Source organism: Escherichia sp. WS547, from assembly GCF_046486065.1.
Classification (GTDB): Bacteria; Pseudomonadota; Gammaproteobacteria; order Enterobacterales; family Enterobacteriaceae; genus Escherichia; species Escherichia coli.
On sequence record NZ_JBJQMA010000016.1, the window covers coordinates 85,294 to 107,176 of the forward strand.

At 51.5% G+C, this 21,883-nt stretch carries 34 protein-coding genes; 5 read left to right on the forward strand and 29 right to left on the reverse strand.

Features of this window, described 5'->3' with window-relative positions; all coding sequences use genetic code 11:
- Window positions 1-3: 3 nt before the first annotated feature.
- The 17 genes from ACJHWK_RS15255 to ACJHWK_RS15335 are packed head-to-tail and all read right to left on the reverse strand — an operon-like array spanning window position 4 to window position 13,949.
- Window positions 4-702, reverse strand: coding sequence for a phage minor tail protein L (locus tag ACJHWK_RS15255; RefSeq protein ID WP_001152525.1), 699 nt, complete (start codon window positions 700-702; stop codon window positions 4-6).
- The gene (locus tag ACJHWK_RS15260; RefSeq protein ID WP_097093995.1) at window positions 702-1,031 is read right to left on the reverse strand and encodes a phage tail protein; all 330 of its coding nucleotides are present in this window, start codon (window positions 1,029-1,031) and stop codon (window positions 702-704) included. Before ACJHWK_RS15260 ends, ACJHWK_RS15255 begins: the two co-directional genes overlap by 1 nt.
- On the reverse strand, window positions 1,028-3,589 hold the full coding sequence (locus ACJHWK_RS15265; protein WP_410234867.1) for a phage tail tape measure protein: 2,562 nt from the start codon (window positions 3,587-3,589) through the stop codon (window positions 1,028-1,030). The genes ACJHWK_RS15260 and ACJHWK_RS15265 overlap by 4 nt, the downstream gene beginning before the upstream one ends.
- Window positions 3,582-4,016: a phage tail assembly protein T gene (locus ACJHWK_RS15270; protein WP_000459481.1), complete on the reverse strand. Its 435-nt coding sequence runs from the start codon at window positions 4,014-4,016 to the stop codon at window positions 3,582-3,584. Before ACJHWK_RS15270 ends, ACJHWK_RS15265 begins: the two co-directional genes overlap by 8 nt.
- On the reverse strand, window positions 3,998-4,420 hold the full coding sequence (gene gpG / locus ACJHWK_RS15275) for a phage tail assembly chaperone G (RefSeq protein WP_000479153.1): 423 nt from the start codon (window positions 4,418-4,420) through the stop codon (window positions 3,998-4,000). Before gpG ends, ACJHWK_RS15270 begins: the two co-directional genes overlap by 19 nt.
- Before the next feature lie 15 nt (window positions 4,421-4,435).
- On the reverse strand, window positions 4,436-5,176 hold the full coding sequence (locus ACJHWK_RS15280) for a phage tail protein (RefSeq protein WP_001306179.1): 741 nt from the start codon (window positions 5,174-5,176) through the stop codon (window positions 4,436-4,438).
- 7 nt (window positions 5,177-5,183) lie between these two features.
- A complete protein-coding gene (locus ACJHWK_RS15285; RefSeq protein ID WP_097093988.1) occupies window positions 5,184-5,579 on the reverse strand; it encodes a phage minor tail U family protein in 396 nt (131 codons plus the stop codon).
- Window positions 5,576-6,154: a phage tail protein gene (locus tag ACJHWK_RS15290; RefSeq protein WP_001595432.1), complete on the reverse strand. Its 579-nt coding sequence runs from the start codon at window positions 6,152-6,154 to the stop codon at window positions 5,576-5,578. Before ACJHWK_RS15290 ends, ACJHWK_RS15285 begins: the two co-directional genes overlap by 4 nt.
- A gap of 11 nt (window positions 6,155-6,165) precedes the next feature.
- Entirely contained in the window at window positions 6,166-6,519 is a 354-nt protein-coding gene (locus tag ACJHWK_RS15295) for a head-tail joining protein (RefSeq protein WP_000752966.1), read from the reverse strand.
- Between the two features lie 11 nt (window positions 6,520-6,530).
- Window positions 6,531-6,926: a DNA-packaging protein FI gene (locus ACJHWK_RS15300; RefSeq protein ID WP_001586767.1), complete on the reverse strand. Its 396-nt coding sequence runs from the start codon at window positions 6,924-6,926 to the stop codon at window positions 6,531-6,533.
- Window positions 6,927-6,967: 41 nt separating this feature from the next.
- On the reverse strand, window positions 6,968-7,993 hold the full coding sequence (locus ACJHWK_RS15305) for a major capsid protein (protein WP_000118192.1): 1,026 nt from the start codon (window positions 7,991-7,993) through the stop codon (window positions 6,968-6,970).
- Between the two features lie 55 nt (window positions 7,994-8,048).
- Window positions 8,049-8,381: a head decoration protein gene (locus tag ACJHWK_RS15310; RefSeq protein ID WP_000201478.1), complete on the reverse strand. Its 333-nt coding sequence runs from the start codon at window positions 8,379-8,381 to the stop codon at window positions 8,049-8,051.
- Between the two features lie 9 nt (window positions 8,382-8,390).
- A complete protein-coding gene (locus ACJHWK_RS15315) occupies window positions 8,391-9,722 on the reverse strand; it encodes a S49 family peptidase (RefSeq protein ID WP_147706876.1) in 1,332 nt (443 codons plus the stop codon).
- Window positions 9,703-11,304, reverse strand: a complete 1,602-nt coding sequence (locus tag ACJHWK_RS15320; RefSeq protein WP_129965702.1) for a phage portal protein — start codon at window positions 11,302-11,304, stop codon at window positions 9,703-9,705. Before ACJHWK_RS15320 ends, ACJHWK_RS15315 begins: the two co-directional genes overlap by 20 nt.
- Window positions 11,301-11,507, reverse strand: coding sequence for a phage head-tail joining protein (locus ACJHWK_RS15325; RefSeq protein WP_000198149.1), 207 nt, complete (start codon window positions 11,505-11,507; stop codon window positions 11,301-11,303). Before ACJHWK_RS15325 ends, ACJHWK_RS15320 begins: the two co-directional genes overlap by 4 nt.
- Window positions 11,504-13,429: a phage terminase large subunit family protein gene (locus ACJHWK_RS15330; protein WP_001027298.1), complete on the reverse strand. Its 1,926-nt coding sequence runs from the start codon at window positions 13,427-13,429 to the stop codon at window positions 11,504-11,506. Before ACJHWK_RS15330 ends, ACJHWK_RS15325 begins: the two co-directional genes overlap by 4 nt.
- Complete coding sequence (locus ACJHWK_RS15335; RefSeq protein ID WP_000453587.1) at window positions 13,404-13,949, reverse strand: DNA-packaging protein; 546 nt, start codon at window positions 13,947-13,949, stop codon at window positions 13,404-13,406. Before ACJHWK_RS15335 ends, ACJHWK_RS15330 begins: the two co-directional genes overlap by 26 nt.
- A gap of 388 nt (window positions 13,950-14,337) precedes the next feature.
- Here ACJHWK_RS15335 and ACJHWK_RS15340 point away from each other — a divergent pair, with 388 nt between their 5' ends.
- The gene (locus tag ACJHWK_RS15340) at window positions 14,338-14,571 is read left to right on the forward strand and encodes a YlcI/YnfO family protein (protein ID WP_001368374.1); all 234 of its coding nucleotides are present in this window, start codon (window positions 14,338-14,340) and stop codon (window positions 14,569-14,571) included.
- Window positions 14,572-14,628: 57 nt separating this feature from the next.
- Window positions 14,629-15,039: a DUF1398 domain-containing protein gene (locus ACJHWK_RS15345; RefSeq protein ID WP_001571459.1), complete on the forward strand. Its 411-nt coding sequence runs from the start codon at window positions 14,629-14,631 to the stop codon at window positions 15,037-15,039.
- Between the two features lie 151 nt (window positions 15,040-15,190).
- Here ACJHWK_RS15345 and ACJHWK_RS15350 read toward each other — a convergent pair whose 3' ends face one another.
- The 9 genes from ACJHWK_RS15350 to essD form a co-directional block, all read right to left on the reverse strand.
- Window positions 15,191-15,364 (reverse strand): GnsA/GnsB family addiction module toxin, encoded by a 174-nt coding sequence (locus tag ACJHWK_RS15350; protein ID WP_001019606.1) that lies wholly within the window; start codon window positions 15,362-15,364, stop codon window positions 15,191-15,193.
- Between the two features lie 166 nt (window positions 15,365-15,530).
- Window positions 15,531-15,761 carry a protein YnfN gene (gene ynfN / locus ACJHWK_RS15355; RefSeq protein WP_276573047.1) on the reverse strand — a complete coding sequence of 77 codons (231 nt, stop codon included), beginning with the start codon at window positions 15,759-15,761 and terminating at the stop codon, window positions 15,531-15,533.
- Window positions 15,762-15,765: 4 nt separating this feature from the next.
- Window positions 15,766-15,831, reverse strand: a complete 66-nt coding sequence (ynfR, locus tag ACJHWK_RS15360; protein WP_120795388.1) for a small protein YnfR — start codon at window positions 15,829-15,831, stop codon at window positions 15,766-15,768.
- A gap of 2 nt (window positions 15,832-15,833) precedes the next feature.
- The gene (locus ACJHWK_RS15365) at window positions 15,834-16,022 is read right to left on the reverse strand and encodes a cold-shock protein (RefSeq protein WP_071524604.1); all 189 of its coding nucleotides are present in this window, start codon (window positions 16,020-16,022) and stop codon (window positions 15,834-15,836) included.
- Window positions 16,023-16,032: 10 nt separating this feature from the next.
- Window positions 16,033-16,245: a cold shock protein CspI gene (gene cspI / locus ACJHWK_RS15370; protein WP_000066495.1), complete on the reverse strand. Its 213-nt coding sequence runs from the start codon at window positions 16,243-16,245 to the stop codon at window positions 16,033-16,035.
- Window positions 16,246-16,607: 362 nt separating this feature from the next.
- Window positions 16,608-17,105: a DUF2514 domain-containing protein gene (locus ACJHWK_RS15375; protein ID WP_147706730.1), complete on the reverse strand. Its 498-nt coding sequence runs from the start codon at window positions 17,103-17,105 to the stop codon at window positions 16,608-16,610.
- Window positions 17,102-17,635, reverse strand: coding sequence for a lysozyme (locus ACJHWK_RS15380; protein WP_001092971.1), 534 nt, complete (start codon window positions 17,633-17,635; stop codon window positions 17,102-17,104). The genes ACJHWK_RS15375 and ACJHWK_RS15380 overlap by 4 nt, the downstream gene beginning before the upstream one ends.
- A complete protein-coding gene (locus ACJHWK_RS15385; RefSeq protein WP_000189916.1) occupies window positions 17,632-17,943 on the reverse strand; it encodes a YdfR family protein in 312 nt (103 codons plus the stop codon). The genes ACJHWK_RS15380 and ACJHWK_RS15385 overlap by 4 nt, the downstream gene beginning before the upstream one ends.
- Before the next feature lie 4 nt (window positions 17,944-17,947).
- Window positions 17,948-18,163, reverse strand: coding sequence for a phage lysis protein EssD (gene essD, locus ACJHWK_RS15390; RefSeq protein ID WP_000839590.1), 216 nt, complete (start codon window positions 18,161-18,163; stop codon window positions 17,948-17,950).
- A gap of 219 nt (window positions 18,164-18,382) precedes the next feature.
- Between essD and ynfU the strand changes: the two genes are divergently transcribed.
- Window positions 18,383-18,553: a putative zinc-binding protein YnfU gene (gene ynfU / locus ACJHWK_RS15395; RefSeq protein WP_211180497.1), complete on the forward strand. Its 171-nt coding sequence runs from the start codon at window positions 18,383-18,385 to the stop codon at window positions 18,551-18,553.
- Window positions 18,554-18,916: 363 nt separating this feature from the next.
- On the opposite strand, the gene cspB is transcribed toward ynfU, so the two are convergent.
- Entirely contained in the window at window positions 18,917-19,132 is a 216-nt protein-coding gene (gene cspB / locus ACJHWK_RS15400) for a cold shock-like protein CspB (RefSeq protein WP_000066484.1), read from the reverse strand.
- Window positions 19,133-19,432: 300 nt separating this feature from the next.
- Here cspB and cspF point away from each other — a divergent pair, with 300 nt between their 5' ends.
- A complete protein-coding gene (cspF, locus tag ACJHWK_RS15405) occupies window positions 19,433-19,645 on the forward strand; it encodes a cold shock-like protein CspF (RefSeq protein WP_000087756.1) in 213 nt (70 codons plus the stop codon).
- 54 nt (window positions 19,646-19,699) lie between these two features.
- Entirely contained in the window at window positions 19,700-19,789 is a 90-nt protein-coding gene (locus ACJHWK_RS15410; protein WP_120795389.1) for a hypothetical protein, read from the forward strand.
- 277 nt (window positions 19,790-20,066) lie between these two features.
- Here the strand turns inward: ACJHWK_RS15410 and ACJHWK_RS15415 are convergent, their stop codons facing one another.
- On the reverse strand, window positions 20,067-20,819 hold the full coding sequence (locus tag ACJHWK_RS15415) for an antitermination protein (protein WP_001047135.1): 753 nt from the start codon (window positions 20,817-20,819) through the stop codon (window positions 20,067-20,069).
- Window positions 20,820-20,832: 13 nt separating this feature from the next.
- Complete coding sequence (locus ACJHWK_RS15420; protein ID WP_001265198.1) at window positions 20,833-21,882, reverse strand: DUF968 domain-containing protein; 1,050 nt, start codon at window positions 21,880-21,882, stop codon at window positions 20,833-20,835.
- Window position 21,883 lies beyond the last annotated feature (1 nt).

Consider the following 21,883-nt stretch of genomic DNA (forward strand, 5'->3'; position numbering starts at 1 on the left):
GGATTACTGCGAAAGTTTGTTAATGGAAAGGAAGCCGCCAAAGTTGCCGACGTTATTGCGAAACTTACAGCCGCTCAGGCATTTGCTGCATTTATCCTTCGTGATATCGGACGTCGGCTGGTCATATTCATCCGCGACTGCCGGACCGTGATAACCGCACTCATCACCGCGATAGGTCCAGGTGCAGGTGTTGGCCAGCATGATACGTCCCGGAAAAACAGCGCCATCCGTTTCCGTCGGCGTGGACAGTACAAAGGAGGCACTCACCGCGCTCAGTTCGCTGCACTGCTCGATGCGCCAGCGGCTGATCACCTCCTGCTCCGGATCGGCGTCACTGTTTCCGTTGACGAAGTTCACCGCATCCAGAAAACGGGCGTAAACCTTACGCCGGACCACCGTTCCGCCGACCAGACTCTGCATATCTTCCACCATACCGGTGACCATGCCGTACAGGTTAGAGACTGCCAGCGTGGGCCGCGTACTGGTGCCTTTGCCATTCAGTTCAAAACCGCTCCCCTGAATGGGATACGCCTGATACTGCCGCCCCTGCCAGGTGACCGGCTCACCTTTTTCGTTCTGCTCATTACAGAAAAAATAACGTTCTCCACCGACCTCTGTCAGATCGATTTCCCAGAGCACCACGCTGGCCGACTGCTCCGCACGGGTGCATTCATTCAGTGTTTCCTGCCGGATATCCTGCATCAGTTCACCACCTGTTCAAACTCTGCGCTGAACTCAACACGCAGCATACTGACCCGCGACGTCCATTTTGCGCAGGTCACCTTTATCTGCCGCCACTCATAAGGCGGCGTCCACAGAAAGGCCTTCCAGCCCCCGTGCTCAGCCAGAAACGACTCCAGCGCCGTGGCCTCCCAACGGTGAACAGAAAGCGTCACGCTGTACGTTTTCAGGTCAGCGTTCAGCCCGGCAGGCGCTCGCTGGGAATAGCCATCACCAAAGCGCACCTTTCTTACGGAAGGGGCCGAAGCCACATCCATACCGGGTTTCACTTTCCAGCGGAAGGTTTTCATCGTCCACCTCCGGAGAACAGACCACCATCACGCATCTGTGCCTGAATTTCATCACGGGCACCCTTGCGGGCCATGTCATACACCGCCTTCAGCATCTGTGGACCTGGCAGACCATTCGTACCGTCGTTCTGAATCACCACGTTGTTGTTCTGCTCAAATCTGATACCCTCTGAACACCGCATTTGTGCCGGACTTCCGGTGCCACCGACATAACCACCAGTGGCATAGCCGCGCATCAGCCGGTAGAGATTCCCCACGCCAATCCGGCTGGTTGCCTCCTTCGTGAAGACAAACTCACCACGGTGAACAATCCCCGCTGGCTCATATTTGCCGCCGGTTCCCGTAAATCCCCCGGTCGCAAAATGGAATTTTGCCGCAGCAGCCTGAATGGCTGTACCGCCTGACGCTGATGAGCCGCCACCGGTAGCACCTCCAATGGCGCTGCCGATACTCCCGACAATCCCCACCATTGCCTGCTTAAGCAGAATTTCTGTCATCATGGACAGCACGGAACGGGTGAAGCTGCGCCAGTTCTGCTCACTGCCGGTCAGCATCGCCGCCATATTCTGTGCAATACCATCAAAGGTCTGCGTGGCTGCACTTTTTACCTGCGACATACTGTCCGTGGCGCTCTCTTCCCACTCACTCCAGCCGGACTTCAGGCCTGCCATCCAGCTCCCGCGAAGCTGGTCTTCAGCCGCCCAGGTCTTTTTCTGCTCTGACATGACGTTATTCAGCGCCAGCGGATTATCGCCATACTGTTCCTTCAGACGCTGTTCCGTAGCTTCCCACGCTGCCTGCCGCTCAGTCAGCCCCCGGCTTTTCGCATCAATGGCGGCCCGTTTTGCCCGTTGCTGCTGTGCGAATTTATCCGCCTGCTGCGCCAGCGCGTTCAGGCGCTCCTGATACGTAACCTTGTCGCCAAGTGCAGCCAGCTGGCGTTTGTACTCCAGCGTCTCATCTTTATGCGCCAGCAGGGATTTCTCCTGTGCAGACAGCTGGCGACGTTGCGCCGCCTCCTCCAGTACCGCGAACTGACTCTCCGCCTTCCACAAATCCCGGCGCTGCTGGCTGATTTTCTCATTTGCTCCGGCATGCTTCTCCAGCGTCCGGAGTTCTGCCTGAAGCGTCAGCAGGGCAGCATGAGCACTGTCTTCCTGACGATCGCCCGCAGACACCTTCACGCCGGACTGTTTCGGCTTTTTCAGCGTCGCTTCATAATCCTTTTTCGCTGCCGCCATCAGCGTGTTGTAATCCGCCTGCAGGATTTTCCCGTCTTTCAGTGCCTTGTTCAGTTCTTCCTGACGGACGGTATATTTCTCCAGCGGCGTCTGCAGCCGTTCGTAAGCCTTCTGCGCCTCTTCGGTATATTTCAGCCGTGACGCTTCGGTATCGCTCTGCTGCTGCGCATTTTTGTCCTGTTGAGTCTGCTGCTCAGTCTTCTTTCGGGCGGCTTCAAGCGCAAGACGGGCCTTTTCACGATCATCCCAGTAACGCGCCCGCGCTTCATCGTTAACAAAATAATCATCCTTGCGCAGATTCCAGATGTCGTCTGCTTTCTTAAACGCAGCCTCTGCCTTAATCAGCATCTCCTGCGCGGTATCAGGACGACCAATATCCAGCACCGCATCCCACATGGATTTGAATGCCCGCGCAGTCCTGTCTGCCCAGGTCTCCAGCGTGCCCATGTTCTCTTTCAGGCGGCGGGTCTGGTCATCAAACCCTTTCGTTGCGGCCTCGTTCGCCGCCTGCAATGCCCCGGCTTCATCGCCGGAACGCTGCAACTGAGCAACATACGCAATCTGCTCCGCCGTCACGTTATGGAACTGACGTGCCATCGCCGTCAACCCAGACGTCGGGTCAGTGGTCAGCTTCCCGAAGGCTTCAGCGACCTTGTCCACCTCCACGCCGGATGCAGAGGAGAAACGCGCCACACTCTGGCTGATTGCCTCAAACTGCTCACCACCACGCACACCGGCATTCACCAGCGCCGTCAGTGACTCGCTGGTCTGGTTAAACGTCAGCCCTGCCGCCTGCCCGGCTCTGGACAGGGCCAGCATACGATCTGCCGTCAGTCCCGCCTGATTACCGGAAAGGGCCAGCGTTTTGTTGAAATCGGACAGGGTTGAGTCACCCTGATACCAGGCATACGCCAGCGCACCGGTCGCCACCGCCAGCGAAGTGATACCAACCATCGGCAGGGTGATCGCACCGGCAAGCCCCCTGAACATGGGGATCATCCCGCCGAAGGAGTCCTTCACCTGACCACCCTGTTGCAGCAGGATGAGCCACGGATTCTGCCCCCCTGCAAGCTGCGTGGCCACGTCGGTGAACTGCGCAGGCAGCATACGCATGGCAGCTTTATACTGCCCGACGGAAATCCCCGCTTTCTGTGCAGCCAGCGCCTGCCGGTTCATTGACTGTTCAACGACTGCCGCTGTTTTTTTCGCATCACTTTCCGTACCGGAAAAATGACGCCTGACTCTGGCCATCTGCTCGTCAAATCTGGCCGCATCCAGACTTAAATCAACGACCAGATCGCCTACCGGTTCAGCCATACCGGACTCCTCCTGCGATCCCTTCTGATACTGTCATCAGCATTACGTCATCCTCCGTCATGTCCGCCACATACGGGGAAGCGGGGATAACTTCATTCCCGTCCGGGCCAAAACGAACGCCTCCGGCAAGCCCTGCCGCTTTCTGCATCAGCACATCATCTTCAGGCTCTTCGTCAGCCTCGCGCCGATTCAGCAGACTGAAATCCAGCGGATGCATCTCCGGATCGCTGAAAAACAGGCTGAGCACGGTGTACGTCAGCCCGGAAAAGTGCATATCCAGCAGAACATCATGAAAATAATGGGTACTGTAAAAGCGGTGCCAGTCGGCATACTCCGTGGATGACATCCCGGCAAGCATGGCACGCCAGTCGGGTCGCCCCATCTCACGCGCCAGTTTCAGGGCAAAACTCAGCTCACCGTCGAACACTTTCCCGCAGAAACAGGCTCTGCGGGCCCGGCGTCCTCTGTCTGTTCAGGGGCATTATTCACCACAAACTCATACATACCAGACAGCCGGTACACCACGTTTTCAGCATGAGAAATTGCCTCCGTGGGCCAGGTGGTAAGCACTTCCTGCTCAATCTGTTTAACGGCTTCATTCATGGACGGCATCTGCGTCTTCTGGGGATGGTTATGCCACAGGGACATCGCCACCAGAAACGCGCCGGTTCTGATGGCGTCTTCCACAGTAAACTTCCGGTTGCTGTCTGACTCCGCCTGTTCTGCCTGCCGTTTCATCAGGGCGAGATGCTCAATGCGCTGCAGGGCTGACAGTTCAGAAAGCGTGACGGTCACACCGTTATGTTCAAATGATTCGGTTTTCAGGAACATCGCTGACTCTCCGGATTAACTGGCGGTGACGGTAATTTCTGCAACCGCAGCAAACTCACCATTACCGGATACAACCGGAATGTTGACCTTGCCTGCAGCAACGCCGTTCACGGTGATGGTCATACCACTGACCGACACGGTGGCTTTTGTTTTATCCGCAGACACCGCACGGAAGCTCTTGTCGGTTACGCCTTCCGGCTGGAATGCCACGGTCAGCGTGGTGCTCTGCCCTTTCACTACGGACGCACTGGCTGGCGTTACCGTCATGCCGGTTGCCGCCGTCACCGTACTGCGATCTTCAGCCATCGACGGGCGTCCCACATTGGTGACCTTCACCGTGCGGGTGATCACTTCCTTCGCCGTCACCGCCTTACCGATACTGCTGACCCAGCCACGGAACACATCAACCGTGCCGTTCGGAAAGCGGATTTTATAGGCACGGGTATCACCTTCATTAAACCACGCCAGCAGCGCCTGCTGCCCCTGCTCTCCGGGCATCCACGCCAGCGTGAAGCTGGTATCTCCGGCAGATTTCTGCCCCTGCCCGGTCGCAGTCCAGTCCGCATCCTCATCATCGAGATAGCTGTCGTCATAGGACTCAGCGGTCAGTTCGCCGGGCGTCAGGTCTTTAACTTTTGCCAGACGCGACCAGTCAACGTCTGAAAGCGGGTTCGCATAAGGGTCACCGTTCCCCTTATAAACCCACAGTGTGGTCCCGGCACCTTTCACCGGCATTGTTGGATTTGGTACAGGCATAGCGTCCTCACATTTCATAGGTAATGACATAAGTCAGATCGGCTGAACTCCACAGGCCCGCATCATCGTCGCGCCGGTAGTCATAGCCACTGGCCACCATACTGGTGATCAAATCTGACAGTGCCGGGACATCGCTCATCACCGGATAAATCCGGGACTCCATCCACAAATCCAGCTCTGAATCCGGCACCTGAGCAGGCAGGAAAACTTCAATATGCAGCTCCGCCTGCCAGGTATCACTGTCCAGCTCTTCGCCCGTGTATTCAGCGCCGGTGAGATAAACGGCAATTGCCGGAAAATCCGCCTCATCAAAAACAGCGGGGCGACCATCAAAAAGCGTCGCCCCGGTGTCATGCTTCTCCAGTGCATCCAGTACGGCTGCACGGAGTTCAGTATGTTTCATCGCTTTATTACCATTCTCAGTTGATGCTGCAGCGCATAGCCCAGCTCTTTCGGAAGACGTTCACGCCGTATCCGTTCAATATTCTGTTTAAACGCCGTGGTCAGCGGCACCGCCATCGGGATTTTCACCACATCAATGGGGTAACGGTTTTTCCCGGCCACACGCTGCATGACATGCCACCGGCCATTTTTCAGTTGCTGAATAAACGCGCCGGGAATACGACGGTTTCCCACCACAAGCACGCTGCCGCCACCTTTCAGGGATGAACGCTGCCCCTTTTTACGACGTCTGCGGCGGGAAAGGACAACCCGCGCGTTACCCAGCTTGATTACGGGCAAATCCCCCCGGTTAACCCTGATTCTGGCCTGCGGATTTTTGACCGTGGCCCTTTTCAGCCTGGCCCTTTCCTTTACCAGTTTCCGGCGTACCTTTGTCTCACGGGCAACCTGTGACGCCGACTGCGATATCGCGGATGAAGCAACGCGGTTAATGGCCATTGCGGCGGCACCGGGCACCGCCGTTCTGCTGATACGGCTGAGGTTTTCAACGGCCTGCTCAAGACCTTTTATGGCCATACATCCCCCTTTCAGCGGCGACGATTAACGGCAGGCGGTACGCCCCGCCCAAGCCAGAGATGACAGCTTCCACCATCATCCGGCGAAACCCGATCTACCCAGAAATTTTCCTCACCGATGGTCAGCGTGTCTCCACGCCGCAGCTGCCGCACCTCATCAGTCCGGACAAACAGGGACGGGCTGGAGCCTTCAACGCGCACGCCCTGTCCGGCATAGCTGATATTTTCAGGGTCATCAAAAACACCACGTATCACAGCACCGGACTGCTCACCGGATGTCATGGTGGCTGACGTTCCCATGTACCCGCGTATCGTTTCATCGGCGCAGGCAATGGCAGCATCGAACAGGTTATCGAAATCAGCCACAGCGCCTCCCGTTATTGCATTCTGGCCAGGCCGCGCTCTGTCATTTCAGCTGCCACACCGGCAGAGACACGGAACGCCGTTCCCGGCAGCACAAATGCCACAGCCTCATCCCGCGTGGCGTGAAGTGCATCAGTATGCAGCGTCACCAGTGCCACAACCGTGACCAGATCAGCCGTATCAGTCACGGTATCCGGCTGCGCTGATACAACCTCATTTTCATGTCCGGTCAGCACATTTTCCGGGCTGAGAGGGGTCTCCTGACCGGCAGTGTCGCCCGTGTCATCAAGCTCTTCTTCCAGCTCTGCCACACGGAGCGCCAGTTCTTCTTTCGTCCCCGTCAGGCTGATATCACGGTTCAGTTGTTCACCCAGCGAGCGGAGACGGGCAATCAGTTCATCTTTCGTCATGGACTCCTCCACAGAGAAACAATGGCCCCGAAGGGCCATGATTACGCCAGTTGTACAGACACGAACTCATCAGGGTCAGCCAGCAGCATCAGCGGTGCTGACTGAATCATGGTGAACTCACGCGCCGGGTCGCCGGTGGTCACCCAGTTTTTCGGGTAACGGGCAGAGGCGTTAATGCCTTCGCGCTGTGCGTCCGCATCCTGAATGCAACCATAGGTGCGCAGACCGCGTGCCTGAGTGTTCCCCAGCACCATCGTGTTGTCCGGCAGGAAGTTCTTTTTGACGCCGTTTTCCACGTACTGTCCGGAATACACGACGATGGCCACATCGCCATACATTCCCTTATAAGACACCGCTTTGCCCAGGTCTTTTACCGCTGTCTCCAGCTCGGAATGAGAGCCGCGACGGGTATCCAGCTTCTCCCTGACGGCCTTGAAGGAACGGAACAGCGCCCAGCCTTTCGGATCAAACACGATGATATTCACCACACCGCTGGCGTTCAGCGCGTAGGCTTCGATATCGTCGGTCGGGTCATACGTGGACTTGTCACGCTTGCTCCACTCCGTGCCGCCGGACTGCGTGATGTTATTCGCCGCACTGCGGCCCATATCCACCTCAACCGGATCGAAGGCTTCACCGGTCATGGTGTATTTGCCCTTAAGCACGGCAGAAACTGCCTGCATCTCTTCGACCTGGGCAATCGCCAGATTTTCATCCAGCATATTCTGCCGAATAATACGGCGACGACGGTAAGCCGGGTCAGCCAGGTTCTGCGGATCTTCATCCGGCAGGCGACGCAGGGTCATCTGCGGATTCACCTCATGCTTGGGTTTGACATAACCCGGCGTAAATTCAGAGGTGGAGCCGCCACGGGATCGGATAACCTCACCGGAAACAATCGGCGAAACGTACAGCGCCATGTTTACCAGTCCCGGAATTTGTGAGAGATAGACTTTTTCCGTGGTGAAAGGATAGGTTTCACGGAAAAACAGGCGCAGAAACAGCGGATCGAACTTAAAGTGATGCTGGGTCGATGCCAGTAATTCTGCAGTTGTATATACAGACATAAATTATTTCCATAAAAAAAGCCGCACAGGCGGCCTTTGTTGATGAAGGGGAAGATTAAACGATGCTGATTGCCGTTCCGGCAAACGCGGTCCGTTTTTTAGTCTCGTCGCTGGCAGCCTCCGGCCAGAGCACATCCTCATAACGGAACGAGCCGGACTTGTAGAACGTCAGTGTGGTGCTGGTCTGGTCAGCAGCAACCGCCAGAATGCCAACGGCTGCACCGTCGGTGGTGCCATCCCACACAACCAGCTTACGGGTAGTGCCATCCAGCATCAGCGGGGTCATTGCAGGCGTTTTCGCACTCAATCCGCCAGGCGCAATTGCTGTATGAGCCGGATCACTGTTACCCAGCGGCTGGTAATGGTTAAACTCTTCTTTTGTCGCCATAACTGCCTCTTATACCGGTAAAGCTTCAGGTGTATTAAGTAATTCTTTATTGGTATCAGATGCCAGGTTACCTGCAGCCAGCGGTGCCGGTGCCCCCTGCATCAGACGATCCAGCGCAGTGTCACTGCGCGCCTGTGCACTCTGTGGTGCTGCAGCCAGAATGCGGCGGGCCGTTTCCACGGTCATTCCGGGGGTTTCTGCCAGAACGCGCGCCTGTTCTTCGCGTCCGTGAGCCTCCTCACAGTTGAGGATCCCCATAATGCGGCTGTTTTCTGCCGCAACCGCTGCGGTGATCTGCGCGTTCACGTCCGGCTGCGCCGCGCTGGCGTTTTCGCCCTCCGTCGCTGGCACCACGTCAGTAACGTCAGCCTGCGAAGCAGTGGCTGAAACAGTTGTTGATTGAGTCTCTTTGGTCATTCGCCCTCCTGAGAGACGGGATTTACGCGCATCCAGTGCATCACGCATGACGGTGATCGCATCGGTGCTGTTAACAAGTTCATCAGCCAGTCCGGCATCAATGGCCTCCTGACCGCTGTACACTGCAGCCTCGGTATCCAGCACAGCCTGCACAGACAGGCCGGTATATGCCGACACCTTCTGCGCAAACATCCGGCGGGTTGCGTCCATCCGGGACTGCAGTGTCTCCCGGACGTCATCCGGAAGATGGCTGTAGGGATTGCCATCCACCTTATGGCTGCCGCTGTAAATCAGCGTGATTTCCACACCCTGTTTCTCCAGGGCAGCACCGTAATTACTGTGAGCCATCATGACGCCGATGGAGCCTGTCCGGGCGGTCTGCGTGACCAGGCGCCGGGAGGCGGCACTGGCAAGCAGCTGACCTGCACTGCAGTTCATGTCGTTGGCCAGCGCCCATACCGGTTTTATGTCACGCACACGGGCGATGATGTCAGCGCAGTCAAATGCCCCCGCCACCATTCCGCCTGGCGTGTCCATATCGAGCAGAATGCCGTCCACCATCGGGTCGCTGGCAGCCTGTTGCAGACGGGCGATAATGCCGTTGTAACCGGTCATCCCCGAGTACGGCTGCAGCGCCCGCGTCCGGCTGACCAGCGTGCCGGACACCGGCAGCACGGCGATGCCGTTCATGACCTGATAACTGCAGGCCTGTCGTGGTCCGTCATCATCACCGGATAATGCCAGCGTCGCGAGTGCCTCCTGGGCAGTCAGGCTGTCGCCGGACACCGCATCCGTCAGGCGGCTGATCCCAAGCTGGCCTGCAAGCGCACAAAAGAAAACCCGCGCATAGGCGGGTTCAAGCATCAGCGGCTCATTAAAGGCCATGCTGGCAATATGCGGGAGATTACGCAGCGCTGCTGTCACTCTTCTCCTCCTCTGTTGATTGTCGCAGTCCGGATTCAAATGTCGCTGCCGCCCAGGCGGGCGGTTTAAGACCGGCTGCGCGGCGCTCCATCGTTTCACGGACCTGCTGGGCAAAAATTTCCTGATAGTCGTCACCGCGTTTCGCGCACTCTTTCTCGTAGGTGCTCAGTCCGGCTTCTATCAGCATCACCGCTTCCTGAACTTCTTTCAGACCATCGATGGCCATACGACCGGAGCCTATCCAGTCGCAGTTCCCCCAGGCACTGCGGGCTTCCTGAAAGCTGAAGCGCGCTTTTGAAGGTAACGTCACCACGCGGCGAACGATGGCCTCTTCCAGCCAGCACAGAAACATCTGGCTCGCCTGACGGGATGCGACGAATTTTCGCCGCCCCATAAAGTACGCCCACGACTCGTTCGCACTGGCCCGTGCCGTGGAGTAGCTCATCTGGGCGTAATTCCGGGAAAGCTGCTCATACGAGACACCCAGCCCGGCAGCGATATACCGCAACAGTGACTGCTCAAACACGGAGTAGCCGTTATCCGTGTCCTGAGCCGTCTGCAGGTTCAGTGAGTCCCCCGGCATCAGGTGCGGCACTTTTGCGCCTCCCAGACGGACCGGTGCTGCTGCGTAATACGCGGCAATTTCACCAATCCAGCCGGTCAGCTTGTCCCGCTGCTCCTGACTGTTCGCGCCCAGAATAAAATCCATCGCTGACTGCGTATCCAGCTCACTCTCAATGGTGGCGGCATACATCGCCTTCACAATGGCGCTCTGCAGCTGCGTGTTCTGCAGCGTGTCGAGCATCTTCATCTGCTCCATTACGCTGTAAAACACATTTGCACCGCGGGTCTGCCCGTCCTCCACGGGTTCAAAAACGTGAATGAACGAGGCGCGCCCGCCGGGTAACTCACGGGGTATCCATGTCCATTTCTGCGGCATCCAGCCAGGATAGCCGTCCTCGCTGACGTAATATCCCAGCGCCGCACCGCTGTCATTAATCTGCACACCGGCACGGCAGTTCCGGCTGTCGCCGGTATTGTTCGGGTTGCTGATGCGCTTCGGGCTGACCATCCGGAACTGTGTCCGGAAAAGCCGCGACGGACTGGTATCCCAGGTGGCCTGAACGAACAGTTCACCGTTAAAGGCGTGCATGGCCACACCTTCCCGAATCATCATGGTAAACGTGCGTTTTCGCTCAACGTCAATGCAGCAACAGTCATCTTCGGCAAACTCTTTCCATGCCGCTTCAACCTCGCGGGAAAAGGCACGGGCGTCTTCCTCCCCGATGCCCAGATAGCGCCAGCTTGGGCGATGACTGAGCCGGAAAAAAGACCCGACGATATGATCCTGATGCAGCTGGATGGCGTTGGCGGCATAGCCGTTATTGCGTACCAGATCGTCTGCACGGGCATTGCCACGGGTAAAATTGGGCAGCAGGGCTGCATCCACACTTTCACCCGGTGGGTTCCACGCCCGCAACTGCCCACCAAATCCGCTGCCACCGCCGTGATAACCGGCATATTCACGCAGCGATGTCATGCCGTCCGGCCCCAGAAGGGTGGGAATGGTGGACGTTTTCATACATAAAATCCTGCAGGTCCCCTGCGTCGCTGTGTCATGCCGGTCTGCACTTCCAGCTCCGCAATGTATTTTTTCAGGTCAGACACGGAAGTGGCCGTAAACTCCACTCTCCGTCCGTCTTTCTGTACCGTTGCCACCCGTTTTCCTGTCATCAGGTCATGCAGTGCCGCACGGGCAGCGGCAAGTTCTTCCTGTCGCGTCATTCATCCTCTCCGGATAAGGCACGGGCGTAATCTGCCAGTGTTTTCTTGTTGGTTGCTGCACCATCCTCTTCCTGCAGGCTCGCCAGCAGTGCACTGAGATCCAGCTGCCAGCGCGAAATACTGATGCGCAGCGCCGCCAGCGCATAAACGAAGCAGTCGAGTGCCTCATTGCGTCGCTTTTTGCTGTCCCACAGTATTTTTTTCCTGCCATCCACCCATTTTTCGACCTGCTCTTCAGCAGTCAGCTGCTGCGCTTCGGTCAGATCAAAAATATCCGGGTTATTCGGGAAGTGAACGGCACCGGGAAGCGGTTCATCCCCTTCCGGCGTCAGTGTGAAGCGGTTATAAATCTGCTCTTTCGCGGTATCCGTACCGATTTCGGTAAGGTAAACCCCGTTTTTGTTTCGCTTACGTGGCATGCTGGCCACCGGCTTTCCGTAGACGGATGCCCCTTTAATGGGGATCACCCGGAACAGCCCATGCTTTTTCGAGCGTTCATACACAATAGTCGGGTCAATCCCGCCAGTATCCCAGCAGATACGGGATACCGACATTTCTGCACCATTCCGGCGGGTATAGGTTTTATTGATGGCCTCATCCACACGCTGCAGCGTCTGTTCATCGTCGTGGCGGCCCATAATAATCTGCCGGTCAATCAGCCAGCTTTCCTCACCCGGCCCCCATCCCCATACGCGCATTTCGTAGCGATCCAGCTGGGAGTCGATACCGGCGGTCAGGTAAGCCACACGGTCAGGAACGGGCGCTGAATAATGCTCTTTCCGCTCTGCCATCACTTCAGCATCCGGACGTTCACCGATTTTCGCTTCCCACGTCTCACCGAGCGTGGTGTTCACGAAGGTTTTACGTTTTCCCGTATCCCCTTTCGTCTTCATCCAGTCTTTGACAATCTGCACCCAGGTGGTGAACGGGCTGTACGCCGTCCAGATGTGAAAGGTCACACTGTCAGGTGGCTCAATCTCTTCACCGGATGACGAAAACCAGAGAATGCCATCACGGGTCCAGATCCCGGTCTTTTCGCAGATATAACGGGCATCAGTGAAGTCCAGCTCCTGCTGGCGGATGACGCAGGCATTATGTTCGCAGAGATAAAACACGCTGGAGGGATCATCCGGCGTCCATTTGAGGCCAAACGGCGTCTCTTTATCGCCAAATTTAAGGTACTGCTCCTCCCCGCAGTGCGGGCAGGCAACATGAAAACGCATAAAATGCGGGGATTCACTGGCTGCACGCTCAATCTGACAGGTGCCTCTCACTTTGGGCGTGGAGCCACGGATGGACTTTGGCCAGACCGAGCCTTCAATACGCTTGTCACCCAGGAACGTCGGAGAGCCTTCCTGTTCAATATCATCATCAAAAGCAGCAAGTTCATCATAACCCGCCACATCCACCGACTTTTCACGGTAGTTTTTTGCCGCTTTACCGCCCAGGCACCAGAAGCCACGCCCATTGGTGAAACGCTTCATGGTGAGCGTGTTATCCCGGTGCTTTTTGCCATACCACGGGGCCAGCGCCAGCAGCGACGGAATATCACGAATAGTCGGCTCAACGTGGGTTTTCATAAAGTTCTCGGCATCACCATCCGTCGGCAACCAGATAAGGGTGTTGCGCTGCTTATGCTCTATGAAGTAGGCATAAACACCCAGCAGCATTTTGGAATAACCAACACGGGCAGACTTCACCACATTCACCTCGCGGATGTAGTCACTGCCCATCGCATTCATGATGGCCCGCTGAAAGGGCAGTGTTTCCCAGCGCCCTTCCTGGTATGCGGATTCTTTCGGGAGATAGTAATTGGCATCCGCCCATTCAACGGCGGTCTGTGGCTCCGGCCTGAACAGTGAGCGAAGCCCGGCGCGGACAAAATGCCGCAGCCTGTTAACCTGACTGTTCGATATATTCACTCAGCAACCCCGGTATCAGTTCATCCAGCGCGGCTGCTTTGTTCATGGCTTTGATGATATCCCGTTTCAGGAAATCAACATGTCGGTTTTCCAGTTCCGGAAAACGCCGCTGCACCGACAGGGGGATCCCGTCGAGAATACTGGCAATTTCACCTGCGATCCGCGACAGCACGAAAGTACAGAATGCGGTTTCCACCACTTCAGCGGAGTCTCTGGCATTTTTCAGCTCCTGTGCGTCGGCCTGTGCACGCGTAAGTCGGTGGCGTTCGTACTCAATAGTCCCTGGCTGGAGATCTGTCTCGCTGGCCTGCCGCAGTTCTTCAACTTCCCGGCGCAGCTTTTCGTTCTCAATTTCAGCATCCCTTTCGGCATACCATTTTATAACGGCGGCAGAGTCATAAAGCACCTCATTACCCTTGCCACCGCCTCGCAGAACGGGCATTCCCTGTTCCTGCCAGTTCTGAATGGTACGGATACTCGCACCGAAAATGTCAGCCAGCTGCTTTTTGTTGACTTCCATTGTTCATTCCACGGCCAAAAACAGAGAAAGGAAACGACAGAGGCCCAAAAGTTCGTTTTCAGCACCTGTCGTTTCCTTTCTTTTCAGGGGGTATTTTAAATAAAAACATTAAGTTACGACGAAGAAGAACGGAAACGCCTTAAACCGGAAAATTTTCATAAATAGCGAAAACCCGCGAGGTCGCCGCCCCGTAACCTGTCGGATCACCGGAAAGGACCCGTAAAGTGATAATGATTATCATCTACATATCACAACGTGCGTGGAGGCCATCAAACCACGTCAAATAATCAATTATGACGCAGGTATCGTATTAATTGATCTGCATCAACTTAACGTAAAAACAACTTCAGACAATACAAATCAGCGACACTGAATACGGGGCAACCTCATGTCAACGAAGAACAGAACCCGCAGAACAACAACCCGCAACATCCGCTTTCCTAACCAAATGATTGAACAAATTAACATCGCTCTTGAGCAAAAAGGGTCCGGGAATTTCTCAGCCTGGGTCATTGAAGCCTGCCGCCGGAGACTGTGCTCAGAAAAAAGAGTTTCTTCTGAAGCAAACAAAGAAAAGAGTGACATTACTGAATTGCTCAGAAAACAGGTCAGACCAGATTGAAGCAATTTAGATAATCGTGCAGACTACGCCCCCTCATATCACATGGAAGGTTTATCTATGGATCAGGTAGTCATTTTTAAACAAATATTTGATAAAGTTCGAAACGATTTAAACTATCAATGGTTTTATTCTGAGCTAAAACGTCACAATGTCTCACATTACATTTACTATTTAGCCACAGAGAATGTTCATATTGTATTAAAAAATGATAATACAGTGTTATTAAAGGGCCTAAAAAACATTGTGTCTGTCAAATTTTCAAAGGATAGGCATCTTATAGAAACGACCTCTAATAAGCTGAAATCCAGAGAGATCACATTTCAGGAATACAGAAGAAACCTTGCTAAAGCAGGAGTTTTTCGGTGGGTTACAAATATCCACGAACAAAAAAGATATTACTATACCTTTGATAATTCATTACTATTTACTGAAAGCATCCAGAAAACTACACAGATCTTACCACTCTAAACCATAACGTCCGGCTTCTCTCACTCCTGAGCCGGACTGCATTGGTTTAATAAAAACCATCAACAATTGTGATTTAGATATTCGGAACCATTCAAATATAACAAAACCCCGTAAAAACGAGGTTTATGGATAAATTTTATTATTGAATACATCAGATTAAATTAATCTTGACATCATAGCTTTCAAGACCCGTCATTTTTTCCCGTGCGGTAAACTGAATACTGGTAACTTCTTTCCCGGTCTTTTTCTTAAGTTCAATAATTTTTTTTGTTATATATTCAGAAATATCTGCTTCTGCTTTTGTTTTTAAGTTTTCAATATTCATCATTTCCTCTTTTAGTCTGTTATGACTTTCCAGTTACACAGTAAGTCGATTATATGGTGCAAACGTGTAAAAGATAAGATGAAACATCGCAATAATCAACATACGATAGTCTAAATTTTACACAAACAGACAAAGAGAATTTTCCTGAATTATCAATGCAATAGCATCAAATCAAGAGCCTTATTGCTGCTTCCAGAATTTCTTCTGAAGTAACATGTCGATCCGCGGCTACATAAATGACTTTATGATCTCCGGTCAGAGATGGAAACCCTGCGGCCATTACAGTAAGGTGTGTTTTTTCGCCATTTGGATATTCACGCATGATGGTGTTAACTCCAGTCATCGCTGGCACTACCACTGCTGGTTCAGAGTTAAAAAAAACTATGATTTTTTTCATGATGTTACCGTAGTATGTGAGTATCCATCGAATAGACACCAAGCAAAAAAGCTCCCGAAGGAGCCTTCATTTTCACTTTTTTAAATCCAACGACAGACGGCTGGCATTTAAGTATTGTGAAATATTATCAAATGTAATCATCATTGATTTACAAAAGATACATTTTGCCCCGAAAGGATTCATGTCAGAAACATCAAAAGATGATGTTCTATACTGGGAACCATGACAACACGGGCATCTAAAGTGAATATGGTTTGTAATATTGTCTACCTCAAAGCGCCACTACATGAACAGCGGCAGGACCTTTAGGTCCGTTCTCAATACCAAATTCAACTTCCTGATTCTCAGTTAATGTTTTGAAATCGTTGCTCTGAATTGCTGAGAAATGGACAAACACATCTTTGCTGCCATCTTTCGGCGTGATGAAACCAAAACCTTTTTCAGGGTTAAACCATTTCACTAAACCAGTCATTTTGTTAGACATAATTATTACCTTTTGAAGAAATTAGCCCTTGGGCAGAATGGTCCGAAAAAAAATATCAGAGAGAAAAACCAACAAGGAAATCTCAAGAGGTACAAATAATAAAATTATAACAATGACTGCTTCAGATAAATTTGTAACAAACCAGAACACCATTAACGCATGATTAACCACCCATAACAAGGATTACTTTTGTAAAGAAAAACACAGCAATGAAAGAATAGCTTTATTTATTAATAAAACGTGTCATTCTGATTAAGACCTTTTATCTTACCCTTAAGATTTCAGGAATTTTGGCTCATGGAAGAGTCCTTTTTATTTAAATTTTACATTCCGCGATGTAAATGTTCCGATTTAATATTACCCTACATTTGATGCTTTTTATCTCTTAAAGATTCATAGATCTGTTGACAAGTCACTCCTGCGATGTAGCGTTCGTCAGCAATTTCAGCATAAAGCTGAGCTTCTGCTGCAATATCTCCGAGCATGTTGGTGAGCATTCCTTCGGCGGTTTTGGTTGTTTTGCCTCTGACGGCAGCGGCAAGATCTGCGGTATGCTTCGCTGCGTCAAGGCGTATGGCATATTTTTTTGCTTCGGCACGCAACTGGTTAACACTATCAGACAGATAAGCAGCCCTGGCAGAAATTTCAGCAGATTTCTGTTGCGCATCTTTAACAGCCTCATCACGGGCTATAGTTCGCCCCTGTTCAATTATTCGAGCAGCAAATTGAGCATTTACCTCTTGTGATAATGCGGCAGCATCACGTTCCGCCCATCTTTTTTGCCATCCTCGGTCGCTCCAGACATTTCCGACGATAAATCCTGACAACACGAGAAAAATCACCATGAATATCTGATTCACTGTTCTATCCCCCAGCAGGTTAATGCGCTCTCCTGGTCACGACGAATAACCTGACCGTAACAGTTATTTGAACGAATGCGGCAATCGCGTCCGCCATCCTTAATCCACCAGCGAATCGCTTCGCATGCACCTTTACGATCACCAGCATTCAGCCGCTTATAAAACGTCGACGGGAAACACTTACCGGGGCCAATGTTATAGGGACAAAATGACGCGATACCCGCTTTTTGTGGTTCGGTCAGTGGTACTTTAATATTGCGCTCCACCCATGCCAGCGCCTTATCACGCTCAATGGCGTTGACCTGGTCGCATTTTTCCTTCGACAGTTTCATATTGGGAAAAACGGTTTTTCCATCCACCACTGTGGCACCCCGACAGATGGTCCATATGCCAGAACCATCGCGGTATGCCATTGTGTGGTTACCTTCTTTTTCGTCCAGAAACTGGTCAAGTATCTGAGGAGCAGATGCGCCAGCACCAATCAGCGCCAGAACGGCAGCCGACAGGCCGTATCTGATTTTTGTGTTCATAGATATTTATGATGAGGACGCTCGTGCTTATTGGCAGGATTTTCAATCTTAAAGGAGTACTGATGCTGCAGATAAGACTCAACTTTTTCTGACAATTTTTCTGCTACTTCCAGGAAGACTTGCCGGACGCTCCTTCTGGCTGCTGCCTCATAAAACTCCAGCGCAGCTCCTTCAACACGGTCCATGGCGACATCCAGGTCAAAAATTTCACCGTCAAAGCGTTCTTTGTCCTGTAAGGCTACAGTTACCGTAACTTTATTCTCAAAATTACGGACTCCTTTCACAACCAGTTCATAGTCTTGAGTCATTGGATTACTCTCCTCTCGCAGCCTTACGCCTGTCTTCTTTAATCTTGAAATAAAGATTTGTCAGATACGTCAGCAGGCCAAAAACCAGGCTACCCAGCACACCGATTGCAGCCCACTGTGACGGAGTTACTTTATCGAGTAACTGCAATGCCCAGAAACCAGCATTACCCGCCGATGTGCCATAGGCAACACCTGTTGTTAACTTATCCATTGATTTCATATCCTCACCCCGATGTACACGGATGGTGCAATATGTTTGAAAAGATCGGAGTCTACGGGGTAGTTTTGACAGCACACGTTGTTCTCAACGGCGCTAAAAAAACATACACATTAAAAATGTGGGTAATTATTTTGAAAGAAAGTCATATATAAAATAATAATACGAGAAATGTTTTCATATTTAGTGTACTGTATACGGCCATTTATACAGGAAAAGCCTATGTCAGAACGTAAAAACTCAAAATCACGCCGTAATTATCTCGTTAAATGTTCCTGCCCAAACTGCACCCAAGAGTCAGAACACAGTTTTTCAAGAGTACAAAAAGGTGCCCTTTTGATCTGCCCTCATTGCAACAAAGTATTCCAGACAAATCTTAAAGCTGTAGCCTGATTGATTTTATTAGTAACAAGTATTTTTTATATTTTAATAATATATTTAAAGCAGATAATAAAAAACCCGCCTGAGCGGGTTTGAGATTGTGGTGCTTTTTGTGGGAGTCATCCACTTACGCACTTTGTTTTGCCATGCCAGCAGTTAGCTTCTGCTGTAAAACTATTCATGCAGCAAACCTGCACTTCACCACAATGGTTAGCATACTTTTCCTGATTAAGATTTTGCCAAATATGCTAGCCATTGTTTCATGTATTGGACCTCCTTACTTTTTATTAAAGAGATCCAATATTCACTACTCTGTCCGTATCTCTACTCAGGCATCAGCCTTCTTCGTTATCGTATACAGACGAGCGATGAATTTTAATCAGTAATGATGACATTTGCTGCTGCAGGACCTTTAGCACCACTCTCTATAGAGAAGGTAACCTTTTGACCTTCAAATAAGGTTCGATAATTATCATTCTGAATCGCAGAAAAATGCACAAACACATCTTTACTACCATCAACAGGAGAAATAAAGCCGAAACCTTTATCAGCGTTAAACCATTTTACTAAACCAGTCATTTTATTTGACATTCTACATTCCTTAACTTGAGCCTTTCGGCATAAATGGTTTGCATAACAGAAACGACTTCGTACTTAATTGGAGAGACTCAAAGAAGGAATAAGTGAATAACACCTGAAATGAGAACTGCTTTAGTAAACTACTTCGTATATCGTCTGTTCTTCAAACCGACGCAATCATTAACGCATAGTTGAACATATGAAGCAATGTTTATTTTAGACATCCAGCCATCTTCAACCCCATCAAAAAACTATAGCTTTCTTCAGGAACGTGTGTATAGTGCGCCAAGTTATCAGTATTAAGGAATTTTTTTGTCCCGTAAAATGACAGGAATTGTCAAAACCTTTGACGGCAAAAGCGGCAAGGGTCTTATCACCCCATCCGATGGTCGTATCGATGTCCAGCTTCATGTTTCAGCGCTCAATCTCCGCGATGCAGAAGAAATTACCACCGGATTACGCGTGGAATTTTGCCGGATAAATGGTCTGCGTGGCCCTTCAGCTGCCAATGTTTACCTTTCATGAGCTATATTAAAGCTTTAATTTCAGGCCCCATCGGATCACACATGGAGAGTTTTTATGAATAACCCCGTCTGTCTTGATGACTGGTTGATTGGCTTTAAAAGCTTATGCTGTACTTTGGCCGTAATAGCTCTGCTAATAATATAATAAGCAGACTCATTGTGTTTAGGGACATTGTACTGGAAGAAAACATTTTAAACATCAGGCAAATAACCAAGTCACCAGCTAAATAATAAGTTAACAGACATGAGTCCCGGGATGAGATTCAACATTACCATTGCCCCATTTAAAGCACAAAACCCGCTCATCAGCGGGTTTTCTACTTTTTCTTAACGTCGGGTATACAAAGCCCATCGTTGAAAAAATTTTATCCATATTTTTTGAAAAATGCAAACATCATGTCGCCATCTTCAGCAAAAATCATTTATCTCGTCACCTTCCTCAATTGCGCTTCCGCGTATGCTTCTTCCTGCCAGCACTTTGTTACCAGTTTACCAATGACGTCCGCATACCCCTTATACCACTGATAATCGGTCAGGTCTGGTACCAGCTTCTGGACATGACGTCGTGCCAGCGTGGTCGGTAAACGACTAAACCGGTTTCCATTACAACGCCCACAAATCTTATATACCGGTACGCCATGAAACCGGGTTCTTTTTTCATCCAGAACAATCCCTTTACCCTTACACCCTCTGCACGCTGTGCTGGCTTCGCCCTTACCATGGCAATGCTGACATAGTTCCTTCACCCATTCTTCCTTGATTACAGATTCCCCGCGTCTGTAGTGTTTCACCACTTCGCGCAATACATTATAAAATCCCGTACCTGAACAATGCTCACAGCGAGCCTTACTTGCCGCAGACCTGGAGTAATCAGCAAAGGCAAAACTCACGAGGTAAGGAATAATCTGTAACCGGATTTCTTCACTCAATTTGTTCAATGTCGGGTTATCCAGTGCCATCGCGTAATTTAGCAGGCCTTCAATCGCAAACTGAGGGTCCTGAACACCAACTTTTGCCAGAAATAAGGCCAACCCAAGTGGTGCTTTCGACTGCACCATCCCCTGCGCTGCCATTACATCCGTAATTGTTAAACAACCGGTGCCTGTCGCTGGAGCGTCATCGCTCAATTTTGGAGATTTTGGGGAGTAATATTTTGGTAAGGCTTCAAGGTTCATGCTCGTTCTCCACTTACGCCAGTACGCCAATTGCCAGCGCGCGATCGATAAAACGAAATATCAGCTCCAGTTGGGAGCCATACTTATCTTCAAATGCCACTGTATCCGTATGCAGCTCGTTGTGATGCTTTCTGCACAAAGGCAACACAAAGAGATCATGTGCTTTTGTTCCCATTCCGCCCTGCCCGTGACCAATCAGATGATGCGGATCGTCGGCTGGCATACCGCAGCAAGCACACGGCTGTGTCTTAACCCAACGTGTGTATTTCTCCTTAACCCAGCGGCGACGTTTAGGCAGCTTCATGAAAGATTCCGGAGACTCTGGATCAACGGTGATGCTTACCACCGTCTTTTCCTGTGGTGATTTTTGTTGCTGGTGGGCGTAAGGCAACGGTGCAAGATTTTTTGTGCGTTGTTTCAATATGCTGGTGGCGGTCTGCTCTCCCGGTACGATGTCGCTTTCGCGGTACACCGAGCAGATTTTTTCCGCTGGTAATCCCAGCGAACGACGCGATACAGCCTCAGGTAGTGCATCCACCACCTGATTGCAGACCGCCCACCAGGATAATTCAGCCAAAGATAATTCCCGCTCCTGCGTACCGCTTATTGCGTGACGGATGACGTCAATCACCCATGCTGTCAGATTTTGTTGAGCAAGCAGCTCCAGTGATTCCGATGTCTGGTCACGCAGTTGGTTGTCGCAGTGCCAGCACAACACCATTGCGCCGGTACCATAACGGTGAATGACTGTTTCAGTGTGATGGTAATCGCCATTAGGCCACTGGCAGGATGTAACATGACGTAATAGCCAGTCGGACAATGCGCCAACGCCGCCAGCAGCACGAATCACCCGTTCGTTACTAAAAAACGGCAGCAATGTTTTGTCTTCCGCCAGCGGCTGGCGAACGGCAGGAACGACTCCGGATGGCAGATTACGCATGCTTTTTGGTTCCGGTTCCACCAGCACTCGAGGATTATGAAATATCTGTATGGATTCACGGCCCGGCTTAAGGACCACCAGCCCAAGCTCAGGCACCAGAACAGGTCTAAGTAATACCCGCACG

What these genes read in the sequence shown, in the direction of transcription:
- ACJHWK_RS15350 (WP_001019606.1), bottom strand. Translation starts at nt 15,364, where the DNA reads ATGAATATTGAAAACTTAAAAACAAAAGCAGAAGCAGATATTTCTGAA.
- ACJHWK_RS15415 (WP_001047135.1), bottom strand. Translation starts at nt 20,819, where the DNA reads ATGAACCTTGAAGCCTTACCAAAATATTACTCCCCAAAATCTCCAAAA.
- ACJHWK_RS15305 (WP_000118192.1), bottom strand. Translation starts at nt 7,993, where the DNA reads ATGTCTGTATATACAACTGCAGAATTACTGGCATCGACCCAGCATCAC.
- ACJHWK_RS15300 (WP_001586767.1), bottom strand. Translation starts at nt 6,926, where the DNA reads ATGACGAAAGATGAACTGATTGCCCGTCTCCGCTCGCTGGGTGAACAA.
- ACJHWK_RS15345 (WP_001571459.1), top strand. Translation starts at nt 14,629, where the DNA reads ATGGATCAGGTAGTCATTTTTAAACAAATATTTGATAAAGTTCGAAAC.
- ACJHWK_RS15255 (WP_001152525.1), bottom strand. Translation starts at nt 702, where the DNA reads ATGCAGGATATCCGGCAGGAAACACTGAATGAATGCACCCGTGCGGAG.
- gpG (WP_000479153.1), bottom strand. Translation starts at nt 4,420, where the DNA reads ATGTTCCTGAAAACCGAATCATTTGAACATAACGGTGTGACCGTCACG.
- ynfN (WP_276573047.1), bottom strand. Translation starts at nt 15,761, where the DNA reads ATGAAAAAAATCATAGTTTTTTTTAACTCTGAACCAGCAGTGGTAGTG.
- ACJHWK_RS15380 (WP_001092971.1), bottom strand. Translation starts at nt 17,635, where the DNA reads ATGAACACAAAAATCAGATACGGCCTGTCGGCTGCCGTTCTGGCGCTG.
- cspI (WP_000066495.1), bottom strand. Translation starts at nt 16,245, where the DNA reads ATGTCTAACAAAATGACTGGTTTAGTGAAATGGTTTAACCCTGAAAAA.
- ACJHWK_RS15325 (WP_000198149.1), bottom strand. Translation starts at nt 11,507, where the DNA reads ATGACGCGACAGGAAGAACTTGCCGCTGCCCGTGCGGCACTGCATGAC.
- ACJHWK_RS15320 (WP_129965702.1), bottom strand. Translation starts at nt 11,304, where the DNA reads ATGAAAACGTCCACCATTCCCACCCTTCTGGGGCCGGACGGCATGACA.
- ACJHWK_RS15280 (WP_001306179.1), bottom strand. Translation starts at nt 5,176, where the DNA reads ATGCCTGTACCAAATCCAACAATGCCGGTGAAAGGTGCCGGGACCACA.
- ACJHWK_RS15310 (WP_000201478.1), bottom strand. Translation starts at nt 8,381, where the DNA reads ATGGCGACAAAAGAAGAGTTTAACCATTACCAGCCGCTGGGTAACAGT.
- essD (WP_000839590.1), bottom strand. Translation starts at nt 18,163, where the DNA reads ATGAAATCAATGGATAAGTTAACAACAGGTGTTGCCTATGGCACATCG.
- ACJHWK_RS15410 (WP_120795389.1), top strand. Translation starts at nt 19,700, where the DNA reads ATGAATAACCCCGTCTGTCTTGATGACTGGTTGATTGGCTTTAAAAGC.
- ACJHWK_RS15290 (WP_001595432.1), bottom strand. Translation starts at nt 6,154, where the DNA reads ATGGCCATAAAAGGTCTTGAGCAGGCCGTTGAAAACCTCAGCCGTATC.
- ACJHWK_RS15335 (WP_000453587.1), bottom strand. Translation starts at nt 13,949, where the DNA reads ATGGAAGTCAACAAAAAGCAGCTGGCTGACATTTTCGGTGCGAGTATC.
- ACJHWK_RS15340 (WP_001368374.1), top strand. Translation starts at nt 14,338, where the DNA reads ATGTCAACGAAGAACAGAACCCGCAGAACAACAACCCGCAACATCCGC.
- ACJHWK_RS15285 (WP_097093988.1), bottom strand. Translation starts at nt 5,579, where the DNA reads ATGAAACATACTGAACTCCGTGCAGCCGTACTGGATGCACTGGAGAAG.
- ACJHWK_RS15385 (WP_000189916.1), bottom strand. Translation starts at nt 17,943, where the DNA reads ATGACTCAAGACTATGAACTGGTTGTGAAAGGAGTCCGTAATTTTGAG.
- cspB (WP_000066484.1), bottom strand. Translation starts at nt 19,132, where the DNA reads ATGTCAAATAAAATGACTGGTTTAGTAAAATGGTTTAACGCTGATAAA.
- ACJHWK_RS15265 (WP_410234867.1), bottom strand. Translation starts at nt 3,589, where the DNA reads ATGGCTGAACCGGTAGGCGATCTGGTCGTTGATTTAAGTCTGGATGCG.
- ACJHWK_RS15260 (WP_097093995.1), bottom strand. Translation starts at nt 1,031, where the DNA reads ATGAAAACCTTCCGCTGGAAAGTGAAACCCGGTATGGATGTGGCTTCG.
- ynfU (WP_211180497.1), top strand. Translation starts at nt 18,383, where the DNA reads ATGTCAGAACGTAAAAACTCAAAATCACGCCGTAATTATCTCGTTAAA.